This window comes from Pseudomonas sp. MF08831 (assembly GCF_059862645.1).
In genome coordinates this window covers 95,912-115,379 of the sequence record NZ_JCBCUX010000005.1, presented here as the reverse complement: position 1 = coordinate 115,379, position 19,468 = coordinate 95,912, and the positions used below count along the sequence as shown (strand labels likewise).

The 19,468-nt window shown below is 60.2% G+C and carries 21 protein-coding genes; 7 read left to right on the top strand and 14 right to left on the bottom strand.

Annotated features, from left to right (window positions below; translation table 11 throughout):
- Positions 1–83 precede the first annotated feature (83 nt).
- Both pgeF and rluD read right to left on the bottom strand, forming a co-directional pair.
- Positions 84–809, bottom strand: coding sequence for a peptidoglycan editing factor PgeF (gene pgeF / locus AC19YS_RS12300; RefSeq protein WP_200624345.1), 726 nt, complete (start codon positions 807–809; stop codon positions 84–86).
- A complete protein-coding gene (rluD, locus tag AC19YS_RS12295) occupies positions 806–1,768 on the bottom strand; it encodes a 23S rRNA pseudouridine(1911/1915/1917) synthase RluD (protein WP_005784662.1) in 963 nt (320 codons plus the stop codon). Before rluD ends, pgeF begins: the two co-directional genes overlap by 4 nt.
- Before the next feature lie 149 nt (positions 1,769–1,917).
- Here rluD and AC19YS_RS12290 point away from each other — a divergent pair, with 149 nt between their 5' ends.
- The gene (locus AC19YS_RS12290) at positions 1,918–2,943 is read left to right on the top strand and encodes an outer membrane protein assembly factor BamD (RefSeq protein WP_106578596.1); all 1,026 of its coding nucleotides are present in this window, start codon (positions 1,918–1,920) and stop codon (positions 2,941–2,943) included.
- 125 nt (positions 2,944–3,068) lie between these two features.
- Positions 3,069–3,302, top strand: a complete 234-nt coding sequence (locus AC19YS_RS12285; protein ID WP_119736520.1) for a PP0621 family protein — start codon at positions 3,069–3,071, stop codon at positions 3,300–3,302.
- Here the strand turns inward: AC19YS_RS12285 and thiO are convergent.
- From thiO to pilV, 5 genes are all read right to left on the bottom strand, one after another.
- Positions 3,289–4,398, bottom strand: a complete 1,110-nt coding sequence (thiO, locus tag AC19YS_RS12280) for a glycine oxidase ThiO (RefSeq protein WP_200624344.1) — start codon at positions 4,396–4,398, stop codon at positions 3,289–3,291. The genes AC19YS_RS12285 and thiO overlap by 14 nt on opposite strands.
- Before the next feature lie 62 nt (positions 4,399–4,460).
- Positions 4,461–4,862, bottom strand: a complete 402-nt coding sequence (locus tag AC19YS_RS12275) for a type IV pilin protein (protein WP_179606295.1) — start codon at positions 4,860–4,862, stop codon at positions 4,461–4,463.
- 11 nt (positions 4,863–4,873) lie between these two features.
- Complete coding sequence (locus tag AC19YS_RS12270) at positions 4,874–5,365, bottom strand: pilus assembly PilX family protein (protein WP_179606293.1); 492 nt, start codon at positions 5,363–5,365, stop codon at positions 4,874–4,876.
- 46 nt (positions 5,366–5,411) lie between these two features.
- Positions 5,412–6,119, bottom strand: a complete 708-nt coding sequence (locus AC19YS_RS12265; RefSeq protein WP_119736514.1) for a PilW family protein — start codon at positions 6,117–6,119, stop codon at positions 5,412–5,414.
- The gene (gene pilV / locus AC19YS_RS12260; RefSeq protein WP_106578591.1) at positions 6,116–6,601 is read right to left on the bottom strand and encodes a type IV pilus modification protein PilV; all 486 of its coding nucleotides are present in this window, start codon (positions 6,599–6,601) and stop codon (positions 6,116–6,118) included. Before pilV ends, AC19YS_RS12265 begins: the two co-directional genes overlap by 4 nt.
- A gap of 206 nt (positions 6,602–6,807) precedes the next feature.
- Here pilV and AC19YS_RS12255 point away from each other — a divergent pair, with 206 nt between their 5' ends.
- Entirely contained in the window at positions 6,808–7,389 is a 582-nt protein-coding gene (locus AC19YS_RS12255; RefSeq protein ID WP_179678213.1) for a GspH/FimT family pseudopilin, read from the top strand.
- Here AC19YS_RS12255 and ispH read toward each other — a convergent pair.
- From ispH to murJ, 6 genes are all read right to left on the bottom strand, one after another.
- Positions 7,343–8,290, bottom strand: a complete 948-nt coding sequence (gene ispH / locus AC19YS_RS12250) for a 4-hydroxy-3-methylbut-2-enyl diphosphate reductase (protein ID WP_106578589.1) — start codon at positions 8,288–8,290, stop codon at positions 7,343–7,345. The genes AC19YS_RS12255 and ispH overlap by 47 nt on opposite strands.
- 183 nt (positions 8,291–8,473) lie before the next feature.
- Positions 8,474–8,911 carry an FKBP-type peptidyl-prolyl cis-trans isomerase gene (gene fkpB, locus AC19YS_RS12245; protein ID WP_010213263.1) on the bottom strand — a complete coding sequence of 146 codons (438 nt, stop codon included), beginning with the start codon at positions 8,909–8,911 and terminating at the stop codon, positions 8,474–8,476.
- 7 nt (positions 8,912–8,918) lie between these two features.
- The gene (gene lspA, locus AC19YS_RS12240) at positions 8,919–9,428 is read right to left on the bottom strand and encodes a signal peptidase II (protein ID WP_106578588.1); all 510 of its coding nucleotides are present in this window, start codon (positions 9,426–9,428) and stop codon (positions 8,919–8,921) included.
- The gene (gene ileS, locus AC19YS_RS12235) at positions 9,421–12,252 is read right to left on the bottom strand and encodes an isoleucine--tRNA ligase (RefSeq protein ID WP_200624343.1); all 2,832 of its coding nucleotides are present in this window, start codon (positions 12,250–12,252) and stop codon (positions 9,421–9,423) included. The genes lspA and ileS overlap by 8 nt, the downstream gene beginning before the upstream one ends.
- A 14-nt stretch (positions 12,253–12,266) precedes the next feature.
- Positions 12,267–13,205, bottom strand: coding sequence for a bifunctional riboflavin kinase/FAD synthetase (ribF, locus tag AC19YS_RS12230; RefSeq protein ID WP_064450635.1), 939 nt, complete (start codon positions 13,203–13,205; stop codon positions 12,267–12,269).
- A 119-nt stretch (positions 13,206–13,324) separates the two neighbouring features.
- Entirely contained in the window at positions 13,325–14,863 is a 1,539-nt protein-coding gene (gene murJ / locus AC19YS_RS12225) for a murein biosynthesis integral membrane protein MurJ (protein WP_200624342.1), read from the bottom strand.
- Positions 14,864–15,116: 253 nt separating this feature from the next.
- Here murJ and rpsT point away from each other — a divergent pair, with 253 nt between their 5' ends.
- On the top strand, positions 15,117–15,395 hold the full coding sequence (gene rpsT, locus AC19YS_RS12220) for a 30S ribosomal protein S20 (RefSeq protein ID WP_003171647.1): 279 nt from the start codon (positions 15,117–15,119) through the stop codon (positions 15,393–15,395).
- A gap of 218 nt (positions 15,396–15,613) precedes the next feature.
- Here rpsT and AC19YS_RS12215 read toward each other — a convergent pair whose 3' ends face one another.
- A complete protein-coding gene (locus AC19YS_RS12215; protein ID WP_003188398.1) occupies positions 15,614–16,099 on the bottom strand; it encodes an FKBP-type peptidyl-prolyl cis-trans isomerase in 486 nt (161 codons plus the stop codon).
- Between AC19YS_RS12215 and AC19YS_RS12210 the strand changes: the two genes are divergently transcribed.
- The 3 genes from AC19YS_RS12210 to yihG all read left to right on the top strand — a co-directional run bounded on the left by AC19YS_RS12210 (position 16,098) and on the right by yihG (position 19,467).
- Positions 16,098–16,388 carry a DUF3565 domain-containing protein gene (locus AC19YS_RS12210; protein WP_106578584.1) on the top strand — a complete coding sequence of 97 codons (291 nt, stop codon included), beginning with the start codon at positions 16,098–16,100 and terminating at the stop codon, positions 16,386–16,388. The genes AC19YS_RS12215 and AC19YS_RS12210 overlap by 2 nt on opposite strands.
- A gap of 79 nt (positions 16,389–16,467) precedes the next feature.
- The gene (pta, locus tag AC19YS_RS12205) at positions 16,468–18,567 is read left to right on the top strand and encodes a phosphate acetyltransferase (protein WP_200624341.1); all 2,100 of its coding nucleotides are present in this window, start codon (positions 16,468–16,470) and stop codon (positions 18,565–18,567) included.
- Entirely contained in the window at positions 18,568–19,467 is a 900-nt protein-coding gene (gene yihG, locus AC19YS_RS12200; RefSeq protein ID WP_124416398.1) for a 1-acylglycerol-3-phosphate O-acyltransferase, YihG family, read from the top strand. It begins immediately after the preceding gene.
- Position 19,468: the final 1 nt, after the last annotated feature.

Here is a 19,468-nt window from a genome sequence, read left to right as displayed (position 1 = left end):
TACCCCTATAGATGGGGTAGATTCTGCAAGATTCAAGCGGGTTATCGTTGATGTGGATCAGCATTGATCCAAGTCAAGAGAGTCTAGCGCTCAAGCCAGATAAGGGAGGCAAATCGACCCGTGCGGGGGCTGCGACGGTAAGAAAAGAAGCGCGGGTCAGTCACGGTGCAATAACCGCCACCATAAACAGCGGTGATTCCACGCGCGGCGAGCCGCAGACGCGCCAACTGGTAAATGTCAGCCATGTACTTGCCGGGGTTGTGGCTTGGCACGAAGGCTTCAGCGGTGATCGGCAGTTGCTGCATGAAGGTTTCGCGCACTTCCGGGCCGACTTCAAAGGCTTGTGGGCCAATGGCAGGGCCCAGCCAGACCAACACATCGGCTGGCTCGCAGCCCAGGCTTTCGAAAGCGGCTTCAAGCACACCCGCTGCCAGCCCACGCCAACCGGCATGGGCGGCCGCCACGCGAGTACCGGCGCGGTTGCAGAACAACGCGGGCAAACAATCGGCAGTCATGGATGTGCAGGCGATACCAGGCGTGCTGGTCCAACTGCCATCGGCTTCGGCGATGCGCGAGGGGTCAGCCTCGACCACGGTCACGCCGTGGACTTGGCGCAGCCAAACAGGCTGAATATCAAAGGCGTCGGTCAGACGACGGCGATTCTCAAGGACGGCTTCAAGGTTGTCCTCGACATGGTCGCCCAGGTTGAGGCTGTCGAACGGCGCCAGACTGACGCCGCCCGCACGGGTGGTGACGCAGGCTTTAACCTGAGCCGGCGCTGGCCAGTCAGGAATCAGCCAGTCATTCATCCGATAAACGCCTCGCGATCCTGCTTGAGCAACGACAACAACCAGACCAGATCGTCTGGAAGAGGCGATTCCCAGCTCATCCGCTTACCGCTCGTCGGATGATCAAGCTCCAGGAAACGTGCATGCAGCGCCTGACGCGGGAAGGATTTCAGCGATTCAACCATGGTCTGACTCGCCGCCGGCGGAATACGGAAGCGACCGCCGTAGGCCGGATCTCCGACCAACGGGAAGTTAATGTGCGCCATGTGTACGCGAATCTGGTGCGTACGACCGGTTTCCAGCTTGACCCGCACGTGAGTGTGGGACCGGAAACGCTCCAGCACACGGTAGTGGCTGACGGCCTGCTTGCCGCCTTCCATTACCGCCATACGCTGGCGCTGCTGGCCGTGGCGACCGATAGGGGCGTTGATCTTGCCACCCGCCACCACCACGCCAATCACAATGCACTCGTAGATGCGGCTGACGCTACGGCTCTGCAACTGTGTGACCAGCTGCGTCTGGGCCTGGATGGTCTTGGCCACCACCATCAAGCCGGTGGTGTCCTTGTCCAGGCGGTGCACGATGCCGCAGCGCGGGACATTGATGATGTCCGGCACGTGGTGCAGCAAGGCATTGAGCAAGGTGCCATCAGCGTGCCCGGCGGCCGGGTGAACCACCAGGCCTGCGGGTTTATTGATGACCAGGATGTCGTCGTCTTCATAGACGATGTCCAGCTCGATGTCTTGGGCGACCCATTCTCCCTGTGCTTCCTGCTCGGCAGTCAGCTCAAGAATCGCACCGCCATGGACTATGTCTCGCGGGCGGATAACCGCTCCATCCACAGTCAGGCGGCCGTCTTTGATCCAGGCGGAAAGGCGCGAGCGCGAGTGCTCAGCGAATAATTGTGCGGCGACTTGATCGAGGCGTTGGCCGCCCAATTCGGACGGCACCTCTGCGCGAAGTTCAATTTTATCGGACATGCTCAGACTAGGCGTGGCACAGCCTTTGGTTTCGGCTGCGCGCTTGTGGTTAAATACGGCGTCTTTTGCCCCGAGGCTTTCAACGGGGCGCTCATCATAACAGGACGGCCCCGCCCAAGACAGCGGCCGTCATAGGGACGCAAGCCGCCATGCAAGTGAAACACCTGCTGCTGATCGCCATCCTCGCCATGACTGCTGCTTGCTCGTCAACAAAGGAAGTCGTCGACGAAAACCTGAGCGAAGTCGAGCTGTATCAATTAGCTCAAAAAGACTTGGACAATAATAGCTACACCAGTGCCACAGCCAAGCTGAAGGCCCTGGAGTCGCGCTATCCGTTCGGGCGCTACGCCGACCAGGCACAGCTCGAGCTGATCTACGCCAACTACAAAAACGCCGAGCCGGAAGCTGCCAAGTCCGCCGCCGAGCGTTTTATCCGCCTGCACCCGCAGCACCCGAACGTGGACTACGCCTACTACATGAAGGGCCTGACCTCGTTCGACCAGGACGTGGGCCTGCTGGCGCGCTTCCTGCCGCTGGACATGACCAAGCGTGACCCCGGCGCTGCCCGCGACTCGTACAACGAGTTTGCCCAGCTGACCAGCCGCTACCCAAACAGCCGCTACGCGCCGGATGCCAAGCAGCGCATGATCTACCTGCGCAACCTGCTGGCGTCCTACGAGATTCACGTGGCTGACTACTACCTGACCCGTCAGGCATACGTGGCTGCCGCCAACCGCGGTCGCTATGTAGTAGAAAACTTCCAGGAAACCCCTTCCGTGGGTGATGGCCTGGCGGTGATGACCGAGGCTTACCAGGCATTGCACCTGGATGCATTGGCAGCCACCAGCCTGGAAACCCTGAAGCTCAACTACCCAGACTCGCCAAGCTTGAAAGACGGCCAGTTTGTGCCGCGGGTTGCCGAAACGGACAACCGCTCGTGGCTGAGCAAGTACACCCTGGGCCTGATCAGCTCCCGTCCACCCTTGCCGCCGGGCGAAACCCGCGCCAACCAGGACGTGATCAAGCAGTTCCAGGACGCCAAGGAAGCGATTCCTTCGGAGCTCAAGCCGCATGACGAGAATGGCGATGTGATCGAAGAGCAAGAGCCGCAGGCCCTTGGCAACAACGAAGATCGTTCGTGGTTCAGCTACATGACGTTCGGCGTATTCGACTGATTACACTCAGCGTCATCAAGAAGGAGCCTTTCGAGGCTCCTTTTTTATTACCCGGCGTTATTGCGCTGTGCGCCTGCCACGACCTTGGCTAAACTGGCGCATTCCTTGTCGAGAAACTGCCCATCATGCTTCGTCTACTGTTCTGGATTGCCGTCATTGCTGCCGCGGTATGGTTCTGGCGCAAATTCAAAAGCCCGGCCGCCAGGCAGCAACGTGCCAGCGAGCCGGACGCAGCCCTGATGGTGCGCTGCGCCCACTGCGGCGTGCACTTGCCGCAGGATCGCGCGCTGAGTTCACGCCAGGAGTGGTATTGCAGTCAGCCACACCTGGAACAAGGGCCGAAGTCTATCCAGCGTTGATTCGACCTGCGGGCGCATAAGGGGCCGGGTCAATGATCGGCGTACGCCCCAGCAACAAGTCGGCAAACAACTGGCAGGATGCCGGGGCAAGCACCAAGCCATTGCGGTAGTGCCCGCAATTGAGCCACAACCCTTTGAAGCCAGGGACTTCACCGATATAAGGGATACCTTCCGGTGAGCCGGGCCGCAAACCGGCCCAATGCCCCACGACCTCGGCGTCCGCCAGGGCTGGAATCAACTCCACCGCCGAAGCCTTGAGGCTTTCCAGCGCCGAGTCGGTCGGGGTCTTGTCGAATCCTTCGTGTTCAAGCGTGCTCCCGATCAGAATGTGCCCATCACGCCGTGGGATCGCATAACGCCCTTTGGCCAGAACCATGCTCGAGAGGAAATTCGAGGCGCATTTGTACAAAATCATTTGGCCTTTGACCGGTTCTACCGGCAGCGCCAAGCCCAATTTGCCGAGCAACTCGCCGCTCCAGGCACCCGCAGCCAACACTATCTGGTCGCCAAGGATCGGTCCCGCAGCGGTATTCACGCCCACTACGGCTTCGCCTTCAAGTACAAAACCCTGTACTTCGCACTGCTCATGAAGGGTCACACCGGGTAGCGCCAACAGCGCCGCCTTGAGGGATTTGACCAGGCGCGGGTTGCGAACATTGGCCACGTCCGCCATATAGATTGCCTGGGAATACCCGCCGCCCAGTACCGGCACCGCATCGTGCGCAGCCGACACATCCACTTTGCTCAGCGGCCGCCCCTCGCGGGCAGCCCAGGCCAACGCCTGGGCCTCGTCTTCCAGGTCCAGCCAGTACAGGCCCGTGGTGTGAACCTCTGGATCAACACCCGTGGCCGCAAACAGACGTTCGGCCAATTGCGGATAAAAATCCTGGGACCAATGCGCCAGTGCAGTGACCGCAGGGCTATAGCGCCACGGGTACAACGGCGACACGATCCCGCCGCCCGCCCAGGAGGACTCCTGGCCAAGCCCGGAGCGCTCCAGCAGTATGACGGACTGCCCTTGGGTGGCCAGGTTGAACGCCGTCAACAACCCGATTACTCCGCCACCGACAATCACCACTTGCTGTTGCTTAGCCATCATTTGATCCAGCCGATAAAAAGGGAAAAGCGCACCCGGCGCCCACTCATCCAGCACTCTCATCATTGCCCCCAGCATGCCTTGCGCGACATTCCAGGTGCCGCGCCCGGGTTGCTGCGCACGCCGGAGCTGGTCAGGCTGAATTCAGCACAAGGGTCACCTGCCATGACTGAGCCAACGGCAGGCGTGGCCACCAGGGTGAAGTCCTGAGGGTTCAATGCAGCGCCGATTCTATAGCGATCATTGCCCGCACTGACGCCGTTTGCATCAATAAAAGTACCGTTGCGCGTGTAAAAGCGTTCCAGGTAATGGACTTGCTCGGATAACAACGCAACGATTTCTGCGCGATAGGCTTTTTTTACATGGCCGGTATACGCCGGATAAGCGATCCCGGCCAGAGATGCGATGATCGCTACAGCGATCAACAACTCGATCAGGGTAAAACCGTGGCAATCCTTGCCCATTGATACGCTCCTTATTGAAGTTGCCGCCATAAAATCCGACGAAATCTCGACCCTGCTTCTTCGTTGACCTGCGCATATACCGTCTCCAGAACGGTGCGCGATTGGCCACTGACGCCCACCGCCGTCACCCGGTATAACCTGGCAGATGTGTACGGAGGTAAACCCGCCAGCCCTGTGCCCTGCCCCAACGCTTGAATGCCATACACGCCGCCCTTCAAGGCAACCCAAGTGACCGCTGAAACAGAACGCTGCCCGGCGCCAACCACAGCAAAAGACGCCTGTGGCGGTGCGCAGGCGCTGATCGACTGACATAACGGCAACGCCGAACCCGCACGCCGGACCATGGATTCCCCCAACCTCAGACCGCTTTCGGCACTTTGAAAGGATTGATTGCGATGCCAGACGCCGGCGGCAATCCTTTGCTGGGACACAGCCCCTTGCATCGAGGCCAAGCCAATCAGTGACAACACCAGCAAAAACACCAGACTGATCAAGAGGACCATGCCCGTCTGCCGTGGATGGAAGCCGTGACAACTGCGCATGATCGCTCTACTCCAACCTGTTGCGCAGCGCTGCCACGACGCTGTAGGCCTGATCCTGAACGCGCCCCGACGGGTCTCTCAGCGTCATCCGGATACGCACGCTGCGTATCAGCGATTCGTCGGCCGGGGTGGGGTCATAGCGCACAACGCGAGCCGAGCCGGGCTTGGCTGCCACACCGAAACTGAGGTCGAACGCCTCTACGTTATCCACCAGAACCGCCTTGGCCGGCGCAGCCGGTGTACTGACCTTCAGTTGGCCCGCTTCAAAGGTGTAGGTGAGCTGGCGTATCGCAAACCGGGTCTGGCCTGGCGCGGGCGTCGGCGAGTTGCCCGCATAAGCCTGGGCCGTGGTCATGCAGTCGGAAAGTACCGTCCAGTCTGGCCTGCCACCCTCTCCACTTGCATCCGCGGTGACTAACGTCAGTGACTTCGCGCTGCCCGAGGTGCTCCAGCCGATCGGTCGATCAAAGGCCGCCGGCGCATTATCGATAGCGGCCGTCGCCAGGCAGCCAAACACACCCGCCTGGCGAATATCCTGAGTCATCTTGCCCAGCACAAACCGCGCATCATCCTGCAGCAACATGGCTGCCTGCTGGCTGGCGTGGGTGGTTCGAACACTGATGACGACTTGGCTGACCCCGAGTATCAGCACCAACCCGACGGACAGCGCCAGCAACAACTCCACCAGGCTGAATCCTCGTGCAAAGCGATTCATTGCGCGACCCCAGACTCGCCGGCAATGCGACTGGTAAGGGTAAAGGTTTCCCGAGCGCCGCTGCGGTTCGCGCCCCTGGCGTCGTCCCAACTGATACTGACGGTCACCTCGCTGCCACTGACCACGACGGAGCCTTTTGCACTCGCTCCGGCAAACCCGACGATATTCGCTTCGAAGTCATGCAGGTCCAGGTCACGCACGCTGGCGCTGGCCGTACCGAGCGGTGCGCCTTCGGTTCGGCTCCATGAATAGTCGGCGCCCGAGTTGGCGCGAACCCGGTCCAGCATGTCGTAGGCAATGAAACTGGCCTGGCTGATCATCCTTGAGCTGTCGGTGTATTTAAGTGCGTTGAGCTGGATGACCGCCGCGCCCAGCAACCCGACCGCAAGAATCAGCACGGCCACCAGCACCTCGATCAGCGTCATACCGGATTGGTGGCGAGGTAAGACGCAGGCAAATTTAATGTGCGGACAAACAAGCATCACCGTCGTCATCCCTGTCGAAGGCCGGAGAAAAGCAGGAAAAACCTGCTGTGCGGCCCAAGACTAGCGTCGGTTTTCGGCTGGCGCTGCCGCCGGAACAAAGGGAAATACTTTGGACATAAAGGCCACCACTCCACGCCAGGAACGGGCGGCTATACCTATGCCTGTCACCTGAAACAGTGAACCCGTCCATGGAGGGACAACACATGACGCAACGCGGATTCACCCTGGTCGAGCTTCTGCTGAGCCTGTTGCTGAGCGGTATCCTGGCAAATCTCGCAGTACCCGGTTTCAAAGGCTTGCTTGAGTCGCAGCAACGACAAACAGCTGCGCAGGCCTTGGCCAGCGGCATGCGTTATGCGCGCACCGAGGCCATTACACGCAATCGTGCGGTGATCATTCACGCGCGGGATGAAAACTGGAGCCAGGGATGGCGAGTAATACTGGACGCAAGCGGACGCGGCCACCTGGACGAGAACAATCCGGTGCTGCTGGAACGACAGGACAGCGGGCACGTAGCGATTGTTGGCAATGGGCCCGTGAAAAGCGAGGTCCGCTTCAGCGGATTGGGCGAGCCGATTTTTTCAGCAGGAGGGTTCCGTGCAGGCACGGTGCACGTGTGCGACGCGGATCAGGCGCAAAGCCTGTTTCAGGTGGTCCTTGCCCCCAGCGGGCGCATCAGCCTGCGCAGTGACACCACTGAGCAGGCGTTATGCCGGAAAGACTCCGGCACCTTGGCACTCACAGCAGCGAGCGAACCCGCAGCTCCTTGGGCATGGAGAACGTGATGTTCTCTTCACGACCAGCCAATTCATCGGCACCGGTGGCACCCCATGCCTGCAATTGCTGGATCACACCGCGCACCAGTACTTCCGGAGCCGACGCGCCCGCGGTAATGCCGATACGCTCGACACCGTCGAACCAGCTGCGCTGCATGTCTTCAGCGCCGTCGATCAGGTAGGCCGGCGTGGCCATGCGCTCGGCCAGTTCGCGCAAGCGGTTGGAGTTGGAACTGTTGGGGCTGCCGACCACCAGCACGACGTCGCACTCATCGGCCAGTTGCTTGACCGCATCTTGACGGTTTTGTGTGGCATAGCAGATATCGTCTTTGCGCGGACCACCGATGGCCGGGAATCGCGTGCGCAAGGCATCGATTACACGGCTGGTATCGTCCATCGACAAGGTGGTCTGCGTGACAAAGGCCAGCCGTTCAGGGTTTTGCACCTGCAAGTTGGCAACGTCCTTTTCGTCTTCGACCAGGTAAATGGCGCCGCCATTGCTGGCGTCGTACTGGCCCATGGTGCCTTCGACTTCCGGGTGGCCGGCATGGCCGATCAGGATGCATTCACGGCCGTCACGGCTGTAGCGCGCGACTTCGATGTGCACCTTGGTCACCAGGGGGCAGGTGGCGTCGAATACCTTAAGGCCGCGGCCGGCAGCCTCAGTACGCACGGCCTGGGAAACACCGTGCGCGCTGAAGATGACGATAACGTCGTCCGGCACCTGCTCGAGCTCTTCGACAAAGATGGCACCGCGTGCGCGCAGGTCTTCAACCACAAATTTGTTGTGGACGACTTCATGACGCACGTAAATCGGCGGCCCGAAGACTTCCAGAGCGCGATTGACGATTTCGATCGCGCGGTCCACACCGGCGCAAAAGCCACGGGGGTTGGCGAGTTTGATTTGCATGCTGTGCCTCGTGTCTTGCAGGGCAAGAAATAGGATCAACTCAACTCTACGAGAGTGAGCCCCTGTGGCAGCCGGGCTTGCCCGCGATGCAGACGACCGGGTGTATCACGTACACCGAGGTGATGCTATCGCAGGCAAGCCAGCTCCCACATAAGCCAGCCCCCGAGGAGCCAGCGTCGTTGATCAGAGCGCTTTAACGTCGATGATTTCAACGTCAAACGTCAAGGTTTTACCGGCCAACGGGTGGTTAAAGTCGATGGTCACTTGCGCGTCATCGAAGGTTTTCACCACTCCAGGCAGCTCGGTATTGGCCGCATCATTGAAGATCACCAACAGGCCTTCCGACAGGTCCATGTCCTGGAACTGCGAACGCGGGATGATCTGCACGTTTTGCGGGTTGGGCTGGCCAAAGGCGTTTTCCGGCAGGATCTGCAGGGTACGCTTGTCGCCGGCCTTGAAACCGAACAGCGCCGCTTCAAAGCCCGGCAGCAGGTTGCCGTCGCCGACCTTGAAGGTCGCCGGGGCTTTGTCGAACGTGCTGTCGACCGTGTCGCCATTCTCCAGGCGCAGTGCAAAGTGCAAAGTGACTTCCGTGTTCTGGCCGATGCGTTGCTCAGCCAATACCTGATCAGTCATTGACGGTCTCTCCGGTTTTCTTGCTTTTGAACATGTCCAACGCCAGCATGATCGCACCGACGGTGATGGCGCTGTCGGCAAAGTTGAACGCCGGGAAATACCAGCGGTTCTGCCAATGCACCAGGATAAAGTCGATCACATGGCCCAGGGCAATGCGGTCGTACAGGTTGCCCAGCGCGCCGCCCAGCACCAGGGCCAGGGCGATGGCGAGCCAGGTGTCATCGCGACCCAGGCGCTTAAGCCAGACCACCAAGACTGCACTGACCACTACTGCGATCAACGCGAACAGCCAGCGCTGCCAGCCGGAGCTGTCAGCGAGGAAGCTGAAGGCAGCGCCGGTGTTGTAGGCCAGGGTCCAGCTGAAGTAGTCAGGGATGACCACGATTTGCTGGTACATCTGCAAGGCGCCTTCGAAGTGAGCCTTGCTGAGCTGGTCAATGACCAGCACCAGCACGCTCAGTACGAGCCAGCCCAGACGTCCGAAACGGCTGGTGTTAGGCATAGTGGCGAACCTCGCCAGCACCGCTGATGTTGTCGACGCAACGACCGCAGATTTCCGGATGCTCAGGGTTCACGCCAACGTCTTCACGGCAGTGCCAGCAACGGGCGCACTTAGGGAAGGCCGACTTGACCACTTTGAGCTTGAGGCCCGGTACTTCGGTGGCCACAGCGTCTGCAGGTGCCTGAGCAAACGGTGCCAGGCTGGCAGTCGAGGTGATCAGCACAAAGCGCAGTTCGTTGCTCAGCTTGGCCAGGTCGGCGCTCAGGCCTTCCTCGGCAAACAGGGTGACTTCGGCTTGCAGGTTGCCACCGACGGCCTTGGCCGCACGCTGAACTTCCAGCTCCTTGTTCACTGCCACTTTGACGGCCATCACGCCTTCCCAGTACTCGCGGCCGAGTTCGAAGTCGGCCGGCAGTTCGGTCAAGCCTTCGTACCAGGTGTTGAGCATTACCGATTCGTTACGCTCACCCGGCAGGTATTCCCACAGCTCGTCGGCGGTGAAGGCCAGGATCGGCGCGATCCAGCGCACCAGCGCTTCAGAGATGTGGTACAGCGCGGTCTGCGCCGAACGGCGTGCCTTGCTGTTGGCGCCGGTGGTGTACTGGCGGTCCTTGATGATGTCGAGGTAGAAACCACCCAGCTCCTGCACGCAGAAGTTGTGGATCTTGGAGTACACGTTCCAGAAGCGGTATTCGCCGTAGTTTTCCTGCAGCTCACGCTGCAGCAACAGGGTACGGTCCACGGCCCAACGGTCCAGGGCGAGCATGTCCTCGGCCGGCAGGATGTCGGTAGCCGGGTTGAAACCGGTCAGGTTCGACAGCAGGAAGCGTGCGGTATTACGGATACGGCGGTAGGCATCGGCGCTACGGGCCAGGATCTGATCCGACACGGCGATTTCGCCCGAATAATCGGTCGACGCTACCCACAGACGCATGATGTCGGCGCCCAAGGTTTCATTGATCTTTTTCGGCTCGATCACGTTTTTCAGCGACTTGGACATCTTGCGGCCCGTCTCGTCGACGGTGAAGCCGTGGGTCAACAGTTCGCGGTATGGCGCGTGGTTGTCGATGGCGCAGCCGGTCAACAAGGAGGAGTGAAACCAGCCGCGGTGTTGGTCCGAACCTTCCAGGTACAGGTCGGCACGCGGGCCGGTCTCGTGGCCCATCGGGTGCGAGCCGCGCAGTACGTGCCAGTGGGTGGTGCCGGAGTCAAACCACACGTCGAGGGTGTCGCTGATCTTGTCGTACTGTGGCGCTTCATCGCCCAGCAGCTCGGCGGCGTCCAGCTTGAACCAGGCCTCGATGCCTTCCTGCTCAACACGCAGGGCGACTTCTTCCATCAGTTCGACGGTACGTGGGTGCAGCTCGCCGCTTTCCTTGTTGAGGAAGAACGGAATCGGCACGCCCCAGTTACGCTGGCGGGAGATGCACCAGTCCGGGCGGTTGGCGATCATCGAGTGCAGGCGCGCCTGGCCCCAGGCCGGGACGAACTTGGTGTCTTCGATGGCTTTGAGCGAGCGCACACGCAGGGTGTCGCCGCTGACCGGCTCTTTGTCCATGCCGATGAACCACTGCGCGGTGGCGCGGTAGATCAGCGGGCTCTTGTGACGCCAGCAATGCATGTAGCTGTGCTTGATGGTCTCGGTTTGCATCAGCGCACCGACTTCACGCAGCTTGTCGATGATCGGCTGGTCGGCCTTGAAGATGAACTGGCCGCCGAAGAACTCCAGCGACGACGCGTACACGCCATTGCTCTGCACCGGGTTGATGATGTCATCGTTGACCATGCCGTACTTCTTGCAGATAACGAAGTCGTCCACGCCATAAGCGGGCGAGCAGTGAACCACGCCCGTACCCGAACCCAGCTCAACGTAGTCAGCCAGGTACACCGGCGACAGGCGGTCGTAGAACGGGTGACGGAAGTTGATCAATTCCAGCGATGTGCCAGTGGTGGTGGCGATCACCGCACCTTGCAGCTCGTAACGCGCCAGGCAGGCTTCGACCATTTCTTCAGCGAGCACCAGCAGGCGATCACCGACGTCCACCAGGGCGTAGGTGAATTCCGGGTGCACGTTGAGCGCCTGGTTGGCCGGGATGGTCCACGGGGTGGTGGTCCAGATTACGATGGCAGCCGGCTTGCTCAGACTCGCCAGGCCAAAGGCCTCGGCCAGCTTGGCGTCGTCGGCAATCGGGAAGGCCACGTCGATGGTCGACGACTTCTTCTCTTCGTACTCGACTTCCGCTTCGGCCAGGGCCGAACCGCAGTCGAAGCACCAGTTCACGGGCTTAAGGCCCTTGAACACGAAACCGCCCTTGACGATTTCGGCCAAGGCGCGGATTTCCCCGGCCTCGTTCTTGAAGTTCATGGTTTTGTAGGGGTTGTCCCACTCGCCCAATACGCCCAGGCGGATGAATTCGGACTTCTGCCCTTCGATCTGCTCGGTGGCGTAGGCACGGCACAGTTCGCGGGTTTTATCCGCGCCCAGGTTCTTGCCGTAGGTCACTTCGACTTTGTGCTCGATCGGCAGGCCGTGGCAGTCCCAGCCCGGAACATAAGGTGCGTCGAAACCCGACAGGGTTTTGGAGCGCAGGATCATGTCCTTGAGAATTTTGTTCAGCGCATGACCGATATGAATCGTGCCGTTGGCATAAGGAGGGCCGTCGTGCAGGACGAATTTCGGACGATCCTTGCCAATTTCGCGCAACTTTCCGTACAGGCCAATACTGTCCCAGCGCTGCAGGATCTGCGGTTCGCGCTGTGGCAGGCCGGCCTTCATTGGGAAGGCGGTGTCCGGAAGGTTTAGCGTGGCTTTATAGTCGGTCATTTAAGGCTCTTCGGTTAGCGATGGGCGCTAGGTGCGGCTAGTGCACGGGCGGCGGCGACATCCGCATTGATCGCCGTTTTCAACGCCTCAAGCGAGGCGAAACGCTGCTCTTCACGCAGCTTCTGGTGGAAAACCACCGTCAAACGCCGGTCATACAAATCACCGGCAAAATCCAAAAGGTGAACTTCCAGGTGGGCCTTGCCATCACCTGCAACCGTGGGCCTGACGCCTATGTTGGCGACTCCCGGCCACGATTGGCCGTCGATGTCGACGCTCACCAGGTAAACCCCGGTCAGTGGCACACGACGGCGCTTGAGTTGCACGTTGGCGGTTGGCGTACCGAGTTGGCGCGCCAGCTTCTGACCGTGCAATACCCGCCCGGCAATGCGGAACGGGCGGCCGAGCAAACGCTCGGCCAAGGCGAAGTCGGCAGCGGCCAGCGCATTACGCACCTGGGTACTGCTCACGCGCAGGCCGTCCAGTTCGACGGTTTGCGCGGCTTCGACGGTAAAACCTTGATTCACACCGGCGTGCTGCAGGAAGTCGAAATCCCCGACGCGGTCGCAACCGAAACGGAAGTCATCGCCGACCTCCAGATGCTGTACGCCCAGGCCATCCACCAGGATACGGTCGACGAACTCGGCGGCGCTGAGGCTTTGCAGACGCTGGTTGAAGGCCAGACAAAGGACGCGGTCCACGCCCTCTTCGGCCAGCAGCTGCAGCTTGTCGCGCAAACGCGCCAGGCGTGCCGGTGCCGTTTCCGGGGTAAAGAATTCCCGTGGCTGCGGCTCAAAAATCACCACGCAGCTGGGCACGCCCAACTCGACAGCGCGTTCACGCAGCCGGCCCAGGATAGCCTGGTGGCCACGGTGAACACCGTCAAAGTTGCCAATAGTGGCGACGCAGCCCCGATGCTCGGGGCGCAGGTTGTGGAGACCTCGAACCAGCTGCATAACGCGCTTCTTGCTCATAAAGTGGTCGATTATAACCACACCCGGCCCCGGACGACAGGCAACAGCGCAGGCCAAATGGATCGAATCGATAAAACAATCGTTTTATCGCGGCAAAGTCTCTATCCCAGGGACTTGCGATTGAAATCACGCAGACGAAAGCCTTGCAGCAGCAACATCCCGAAGTACACCACCACGCCGGCAACCACCAAAATGCCCAGGCGCATGAAGCGCTCCAGCATATGGCCTTGGTCCCAGGCGGGCATAAAGTGCATCAGGCCCAGCAACACGGCCGACATGGTCGCCACCGCCACGAGCAGCTTGAGGGCGAACATCCCCCAGCCTGGTTGAGGCTGATACATCTGTTGTTTGCGCAGTTGGTAAAACAACAGGCCGGCATTGATGCAAGCACCAGCGCTGATGGCCAGGGCCAGGCCGGCGTGAGCCAGCGGGCCGATGAATACCAGGTTAAGCAGTTGAGTGACGATCAGGGTGAAGATTGCGATCTTGACCGGTGTGCGGATGTTTTGCTGGGCGTAGAACCCCGGCGCCAGCACCTTGATCACAATAATGCCGAGCAACCCAACGGAGTAGGCGACCAGCGCACGCTGGGTCATCGAGGCATCAAACGCGCTGAATTGGCCGTATTGAAACAGCGACACGGTCAGCGGTTCGGCCAGGATGCCCAAGGCCAGAGAGCACGGCAGTACCAGCATAAAACACAGGCGCAGGCCCCAATCGAGGATCCGCGAATACTCCTGGCGGTCCTTGCTCGCATAGGTGCGCGACAAGGTTGGCAGCAAAATGGTGCCCAGGGCCACGCCGAGCACGCCGGACGGCAGCTCCATCAGACGGTCGGCGTAGTACATCCAGGACACTGAGCCTGAAACCAGCAGCGAGGCAAACGCGGTATTGATGATCAGCGAAATCTGGCTGACAGAGACCCCGAGGATCGCCGGCAACATATTGCGCATCACGCGCCAGACGCCAGTGTCCTTGAGGTTCAGGCGCGGCAGCACGAGCATGCCGATCTTTTTCAGGTGCGGCAGCTGGTACAGCAATTGCGCCAGGCCACCCGCCAGCACGGCCCAGCCCAGGGCCATCACCGGCGGGTCGAAGTACGGCGTCAGGAACAGCGCGAAAATAATCATGCTGACGTTCAGCAGCGTTGGCACGAAGGCTGGCACCGAGAAACGGTTCCAAGTGTTGAGGATCGCCCCGGCCAGGGACGACAGGGAAATCAGCAATATATAAGGAAAGGTCACTCGCAGCAGATCAGTGGTCAGCGCGAATTTTTCCGGGGTATTGGCAAAACCCGGCGCCGTGGCCCAGATCACCCAGGGCGCGGCAAGCATGCCGGCGATGGTGACCAGCATCAGCACCAGGGTCAGCAGGCCCGAAACGTACGCGATAAAGGTGCGGGTGGCTTCTCCGCCCTGCTGGGTTTTGTACTCGGCCAGGATTGGCACGAACGCCTGGGAAAATGCTCCCTCGGCGAAGATCCGTCGCAGCAGGTTGGGCAATTTAAAGGCAATAAAGAACGCATCCGTGGCCATGCTGGCGCCAAAAATGCGCGCCAGCAGGGTGTCACGCACGAACCCCAAAACCCGGGAGATCATCGTGATAGAGCTGACGGCAGCCAACGATTTGAGCAGATTCATTGAAAGAGTTTGCGCCTATAGATAAAGAGCAGGCGAACAAAGCGCCCACTTATGCGATACTGCGCGCCTGCAACAGCACAGAGCCAAAGCTCGCGAGTTTACAGGTCAAGCGCCGGAAATAAATCACCCGCCTCTTCAGATCGACCACTCAGCAGTTCGCATCAGCCGCCCTTGACAACCCATCAAGTCATCGGCATGATTCGCGGCCTATTTTGTTTGCTATTTCCTAAAAAGTCTTTCGAGGAGCTCGACGGTGGCCAACACACCTTCCGCCAAAAAACGTGCAAAACAGGCTGAGAAGCGTCGCAGCCACAACGCCAGCCTGCGTTCCATGGTTCGTACCTACATCAAGAATGTAGTTAAAGCCATCGACACCAAAGACGCTGAAAAAGCCCAAGCTGCTTACGTTCTGGCCGTGCCAGTTATCGACCGTATGGCCGATAAAGGCATCATCCACAAGAACAAGGCCGCTCGTCATAAGAGCCGCCTGAATGGCCACATCAAGGCTCTGAACGTCGCTGCAGCAGCCTAAGTGGTAAAAACTGCCACGTAGCCCAGGTTGCGTAACAGTTAAGAAATGCCCCGTACCGAAAGGTGCGGGGCATTTTTGTTTGCTTGCAGAATCACCACAGTTCTCCTTGTGGGAGCGGGCAAGCCCGCTCCCACATTTGGACTGGGGTACATTTTCAAGGCAAAAAAAACGCCCCGAACCAGTCGGGGCGTTTTTGCTACCTATTGATCAAACCGCAATCAATGGTGATGACCGCCTTCACCGTGAACGTGGCCGTGGGCCACTTCTTCTTGGGAAGCGTCGCGGATGGCAACGATCTTCACTTGGAAGTTCAGGCGCTGGCCAGCCAGAGGGTGGTTACCGTCAACAGTCACGTCATCGCCGTCCAGATCGCGGATGGTGACGATCTGCATTTGGCCGTCCGGTGCGGAAGCGTGGAACTGCATGCCCACTTCCAGCTCGTCAACGCCTTCGAACATGCTGCGGCTCAAAGTGCTGACCAGTTCGGCGGAGTATTCGCCGTAGGCATCTTCAGGTTCTACGGCGACGGTCAGTTCGTCACCGACGTTCTTGCCTTCCAGAGCCTTTTCCAGGCCCGGGATGATGTTACCTGCGCCTTGCAGGTAGACCAGCGGCGCGCCGCCGGCGGAGCTGTCGATGACCTCACCAGCGTCGTTGGTCAGGGTATAGTCGATGGAGACAGCCTTGTTAGCGGCGATCGTCATGGGGCGAGACCTTTTGCATAAGAATGAAGAACGGACAAGTCTAAACAAGGATTTGCCCGAAAGCGAACACAACCCGGACAGACGGGGCCGATCAACGGCATCCTTCATCCTCGGATTCCACCAGGATGACGACCGGCACTGGGTCGCCGAGCTGTCCTGCGGCCACACCCAGCACCTGCGCCACCAACCGCCATGGCAGTCGCGCGCCTGGGTCCTGGATCCTGCGCAACGCCTTGAAAAAATAGGCCAACCCTTTGCGTGTGGCTGGTGTGCGCAAGCGCTCGAATAACGATAACCTTGGCGTCTGATTCCCGGTAGGTGCTCAACCATAGAGCGCCACCGAAGCCATGCACCTCCAGAGAATTCGCATGCAGACTTTTTTTATCGCGCCCACCGATTTTGGTGTGGGTCTGACCTCCATCAGCCTTGGGCTGGTGCGTACCCTTGAACGGGCCGGGCTGAAAGTCGGCTTCTTCAAACCCATTGCCCAACCTCACCCGGGCGACACCGGCCCCGAGCGCTCCACCGAGCTGGTGGCCCGCACCCACGGCCTGAAACCGCCACAACCGCTGGGCCTGGCCCACGTAGAACGGATGCTCGGCGACGGCCAGCTGGACGAGCTGCTGGAAGAAATCATCACCCTTTACCAGCAAGCCGCCGTGGGCAAGGACGTGTTGATCGTCGAAGGCATGGTGCCAACCCGCAGCGCCAGCTATGCGGCGCGGGTCAATCTGCACCTGGCCAAGAGCCTGGATGCGGAAGTAATCCTGGTCTCGGCGCCGGAAAACGAAGTACTCACCGAACTCTCTGGCCGGGTGGAGCTGCAGGCGCAACTGTTCGGCGGCCCAAAAGACCCGAAAGTGCTGGGCGTGATTCTCAACAAAGTACGCACCGACGAAAGCATGGAAGCGTTCTCGGCGCGCCTCAAAGAGCATTCGCCACTGTTGCGCAGCGGCGATTTCCGCCTGCTCGGCTGCATCCCGTACCAGCCCGAACTCAACGCGCCGCGCACCCGCGACGTGGCCGACCTGATGGGCGCCCAAATCCTCAACGCCGGCGACTACGAAACCCGGCGCATGACCAAAATCATCATCTGCGCGCGCACCATGCGTAACACCGTGGAGCTGCTCAAGCCCGGCGTGCTGGTGGTGACCCCAGGCGACCGCGACGACATCATCCTCGCCGTCAGCCTGGCCGCGATCAACGGCGTGCCGCTGGCCGGCCTGCTGCTGACCAGCGACACCCTGCCCGACCCTCGCATCATGGACCTGTGCCGGGGCGCGTTCCAGGCCGGGCTGCCGGTGTTGTCGGTGAGCACCGGTTCCTATGACACCGCCAACCAACTCAACAGCCTCAACAAAGAAATCCCGATTGATGACCGCGAGCGCGCAGAAATCATCACCGATTTCGTCGCCAGCCACCTCGATGCACGCTGGCTGCACCAGCGTTGCGGCACGCCACGGGAGATGCGCCTGTCGCCGGCCGTGTTCCGCTATCAGCTGATCCAGCGCGCCCAGGCCGCTAACAAACGCATCGTGTTGCCCGAAGGCAGCGAGCCGTTGACCGTGCAAGCTGCCGCCATCTGCCAGGCCCGCGGCATTGCCCGTTGCGTGCTGCTGGCCAAACCGGCGGATGTGGAAGCGGTGGCCCGCGCCCACGGCATCGAGCTGCCCGAAGGCCTGGAGATTCTCGACCCGGACCTGATTCGCCAGCGTTATGTCGAACCGATGGTCGCGCTGCGCAAGAGCAAGAGCCTCAACGCGCCGATGGCCGAGCAGCAACTGGAAGACACAGTGGTGATTGCCACCATGATGCTCGCGCTGGACGAAGTGGATGGCCTGGTCTCCGGCGTCATCCACTCCACCGCCAACACCATCCGCCCTGCCCTGCAGCTGATTAAAACGGCGCCTGGCTGCACCCTGGTGTCGTCGGTGTTCTTCATGCTGTTCCCCGAGCAGGTGCTGGTCTACGGCGACTGTGTGATGAACCCACACCCGAGCGCGGAGGAATTGGCGGAAATCGCCTTGCAAAGCGCCGACTCGGCCGCCGCGTTCGGCATTACGCCGCGCGTGGCGATGATCAGCTATTCCAGCGGCGATTCGGCCAGTGGCGAAGAAGTGGAGAAAGTCCGCGAAGCCACCCTGCTCGCCCACGAACAACAAAGCTCGCTGCTGATCGACGGGCCGTTGCAGTACGACGCCGCCGCCAACGAAACTGTGGCCCGGCAGTTGGCGCCCAACAGCCTGGTCGCTGGCAAGGCCACGGTGTTTGTGTTCCCGGACCTGAACACCGGCAACACCACGCACAAGGCCGTGCAACGCAGCGCCGATTGCGTAAGCCTGGGGCCGATGCTGCAAGGCCTGCGCAAACCGGTGAACGACCTGCCGCGCGGCGCTCAGGTCGACGACATCGTGTACACCATCGCCCTGACTGCGATTCAAGCCGCCAACCGACCTATGGATATTTAAATGCTGGATTTTCTACCTGCCGCCGTGCGCGGGGTGATCGCGTCCTTGTTGTTGGCGCTGAACACGATCTTGCTGTGCTCGTTTCTGTTTATCGTCGCGCTGTTCAAGGCGCTGCCATTTGCCAAGCGCTTCAGCGAATGGCTGATGAACCACACCCACGAAGCCTGGGTCACCAATAACAAAGGCTGGATGAACCTGGTACGGCGCACGCGCTGGCACCTGACCGGCCTTGAGGGGCTGGACTACGAGCACTCGTACCTGGTGACCAGTAACCACCAGAGCTGGGTGGACATCATGGTGTTGCAGTACGTGCTCAATCGGCGGATTCGCCCGCTGAAGTTCTTCCTCAAGCAGGAACTGATCTGGGTGCCGGTGATAGGCCTGGCGTGGTGGGCGCTGGGCTTTCCGTTCATGAAGCGCTACACCAAGGCTTACCTCGAGAAACACCCGGAAAAGAAAGGCAAAGACCTGGAAACCACGCGCAAAACCTGTGCGAAATTTCGCGACAACCCGGTGGGCATTTTCAACTTTGCCGAAGGCACACGTTTTACGCCGGGCAAGCATGCCCAGCAGAAATCTCCATTTCGCTACCTGCTCAAGCCTAAAGCCGGCGGGATTGCGTTTGTGCTGGACGCCATGGGCGAGCAATTGAAGTCACTGGTGAACGTGACTATTCACTACCCTGCCGGGCGCCCAGGCTATTGGGATTTGCTCTGCGGGAATGTGAAGGACGTGGTGGTGCACTTTGAAGAAGTGCAGATTCCGGCCGGGTTTATCGGCAAGAATTATGAGCAGGATGGGGAGTACCGGTTGGCATTTCAGGGCTGGATCAACCAGCTGTGGGAAGACAAGGATGCGCTGCTGGACAAACTGCACACAGACTTCCCAGAGCGCCACTGAT

What these genes read in the sequence shown, in the direction of transcription:
- pgeF (WP_200624345.1), bottom strand. Translation starts at nt 809, where the DNA reads ATGAATGACTGGCTGATTCCTGACTGGCCAGCGCCGGCTCAGGTTAAA.
- rluD (WP_005784662.1), bottom strand. Translation starts at nt 1,768, where the DNA reads ATGTCCGATAAAATTGAACTTCGCGCAGAGGTGCCGTCCGAATTGGGC.
- AC19YS_RS12290 (WP_106578596.1), top strand. Translation starts at nt 1,918, where the DNA reads ATGCAAGTGAAACACCTGCTGCTGATCGCCATCCTCGCCATGACTGCT.
- AC19YS_RS12285 (WP_119736520.1), top strand. Translation starts at nt 3,069, where the DNA reads ATGCTTCGTCTACTGTTCTGGATTGCCGTCATTGCTGCCGCGGTATGG.
- thiO (WP_200624344.1), bottom strand. Translation starts at nt 4,398, where the DNA reads ATGGCTAAGCAACAGCAAGTGGTGATTGTCGGTGGCGGAGTAATCGGG.
- AC19YS_RS12275 (WP_179606295.1), bottom strand. Translation starts at nt 4,862, where the DNA reads ATGGGCAAGGATTGCCACGGTTTTACCCTGATCGAGTTGTTGATCGCT.
- AC19YS_RS12270 (WP_179606293.1), bottom strand. Translation starts at nt 5,365, where the DNA reads ATGGTCCTCTTGATCAGTCTGGTGTTTTTGCTGGTGTTGTCACTGATT.
- AC19YS_RS12265 (WP_119736514.1), bottom strand. Translation starts at nt 6,119, where the DNA reads ATGAATCGCTTTGCACGAGGATTCAGCCTGGTGGAGTTGTTGCTGGCG.
- pilV (WP_106578591.1), bottom strand. Translation starts at nt 6,601, where the DNA reads ATGCTTGTTTGTCCGCACATTAAATTTGCCTGCGTCTTACCTCGCCAC.
- AC19YS_RS12255 (WP_179678213.1), top strand. Translation starts at nt 6,808, where the DNA reads ATGACGCAACGCGGATTCACCCTGGTCGAGCTTCTGCTGAGCCTGTTG.
- ispH (WP_106578589.1), bottom strand. Translation starts at nt 8,290, where the DNA reads ATGCAAATCAAACTCGCCAACCCCCGTGGCTTTTGCGCCGGTGTGGAC.
- lspA (WP_106578588.1), bottom strand. Translation starts at nt 9,428, where the DNA reads ATGCCTAACACCAGCCGTTTCGGACGTCTGGGCTGGCTCGTACTGAGC.
- ileS (WP_200624343.1), bottom strand. Translation starts at nt 12,252, where the DNA reads ATGACCGACTATAAAGCCACGCTAAACCTTCCGGACACCGCCTTCCCA.
- ribF (WP_064450635.1), bottom strand. Translation starts at nt 13,205, where the DNA reads ATGCAGCTGGTTCGAGGTCTCCACAACCTGCGCCCCGAGCATCGGGGC.
- murJ (WP_200624342.1), bottom strand. Translation starts at nt 14,863, where the DNA reads ATGAATCTGCTCAAATCGTTGGCTGCCGTCAGCTCTATCACGATGATC.
- AC19YS_RS12210 (WP_106578584.1), top strand. Translation starts at nt 16,098, where the DNA reads ATGGGGCGAGACCTTTTGCATAAGAATGAAGAACGGACAAGTCTAAAC.
- AC19YS_RS12215 (WP_003188398.1), bottom strand. Translation starts at nt 16,099, where the DNA reads ATGACGATCGCCGCTAACAAGGCTGTCTCCATCGACTATACCCTGACC.
- pta (WP_200624341.1), top strand. Translation starts at nt 16,468, where the DNA reads ATGCAGACTTTTTTTATCGCGCCCACCGATTTTGGTGTGGGTCTGACC.
- yihG (WP_124416398.1), top strand. Translation starts at nt 18,568, where the DNA reads ATGCTGGATTTTCTACCTGCCGCCGTGCGCGGGGTGATCGCGTCCTTG.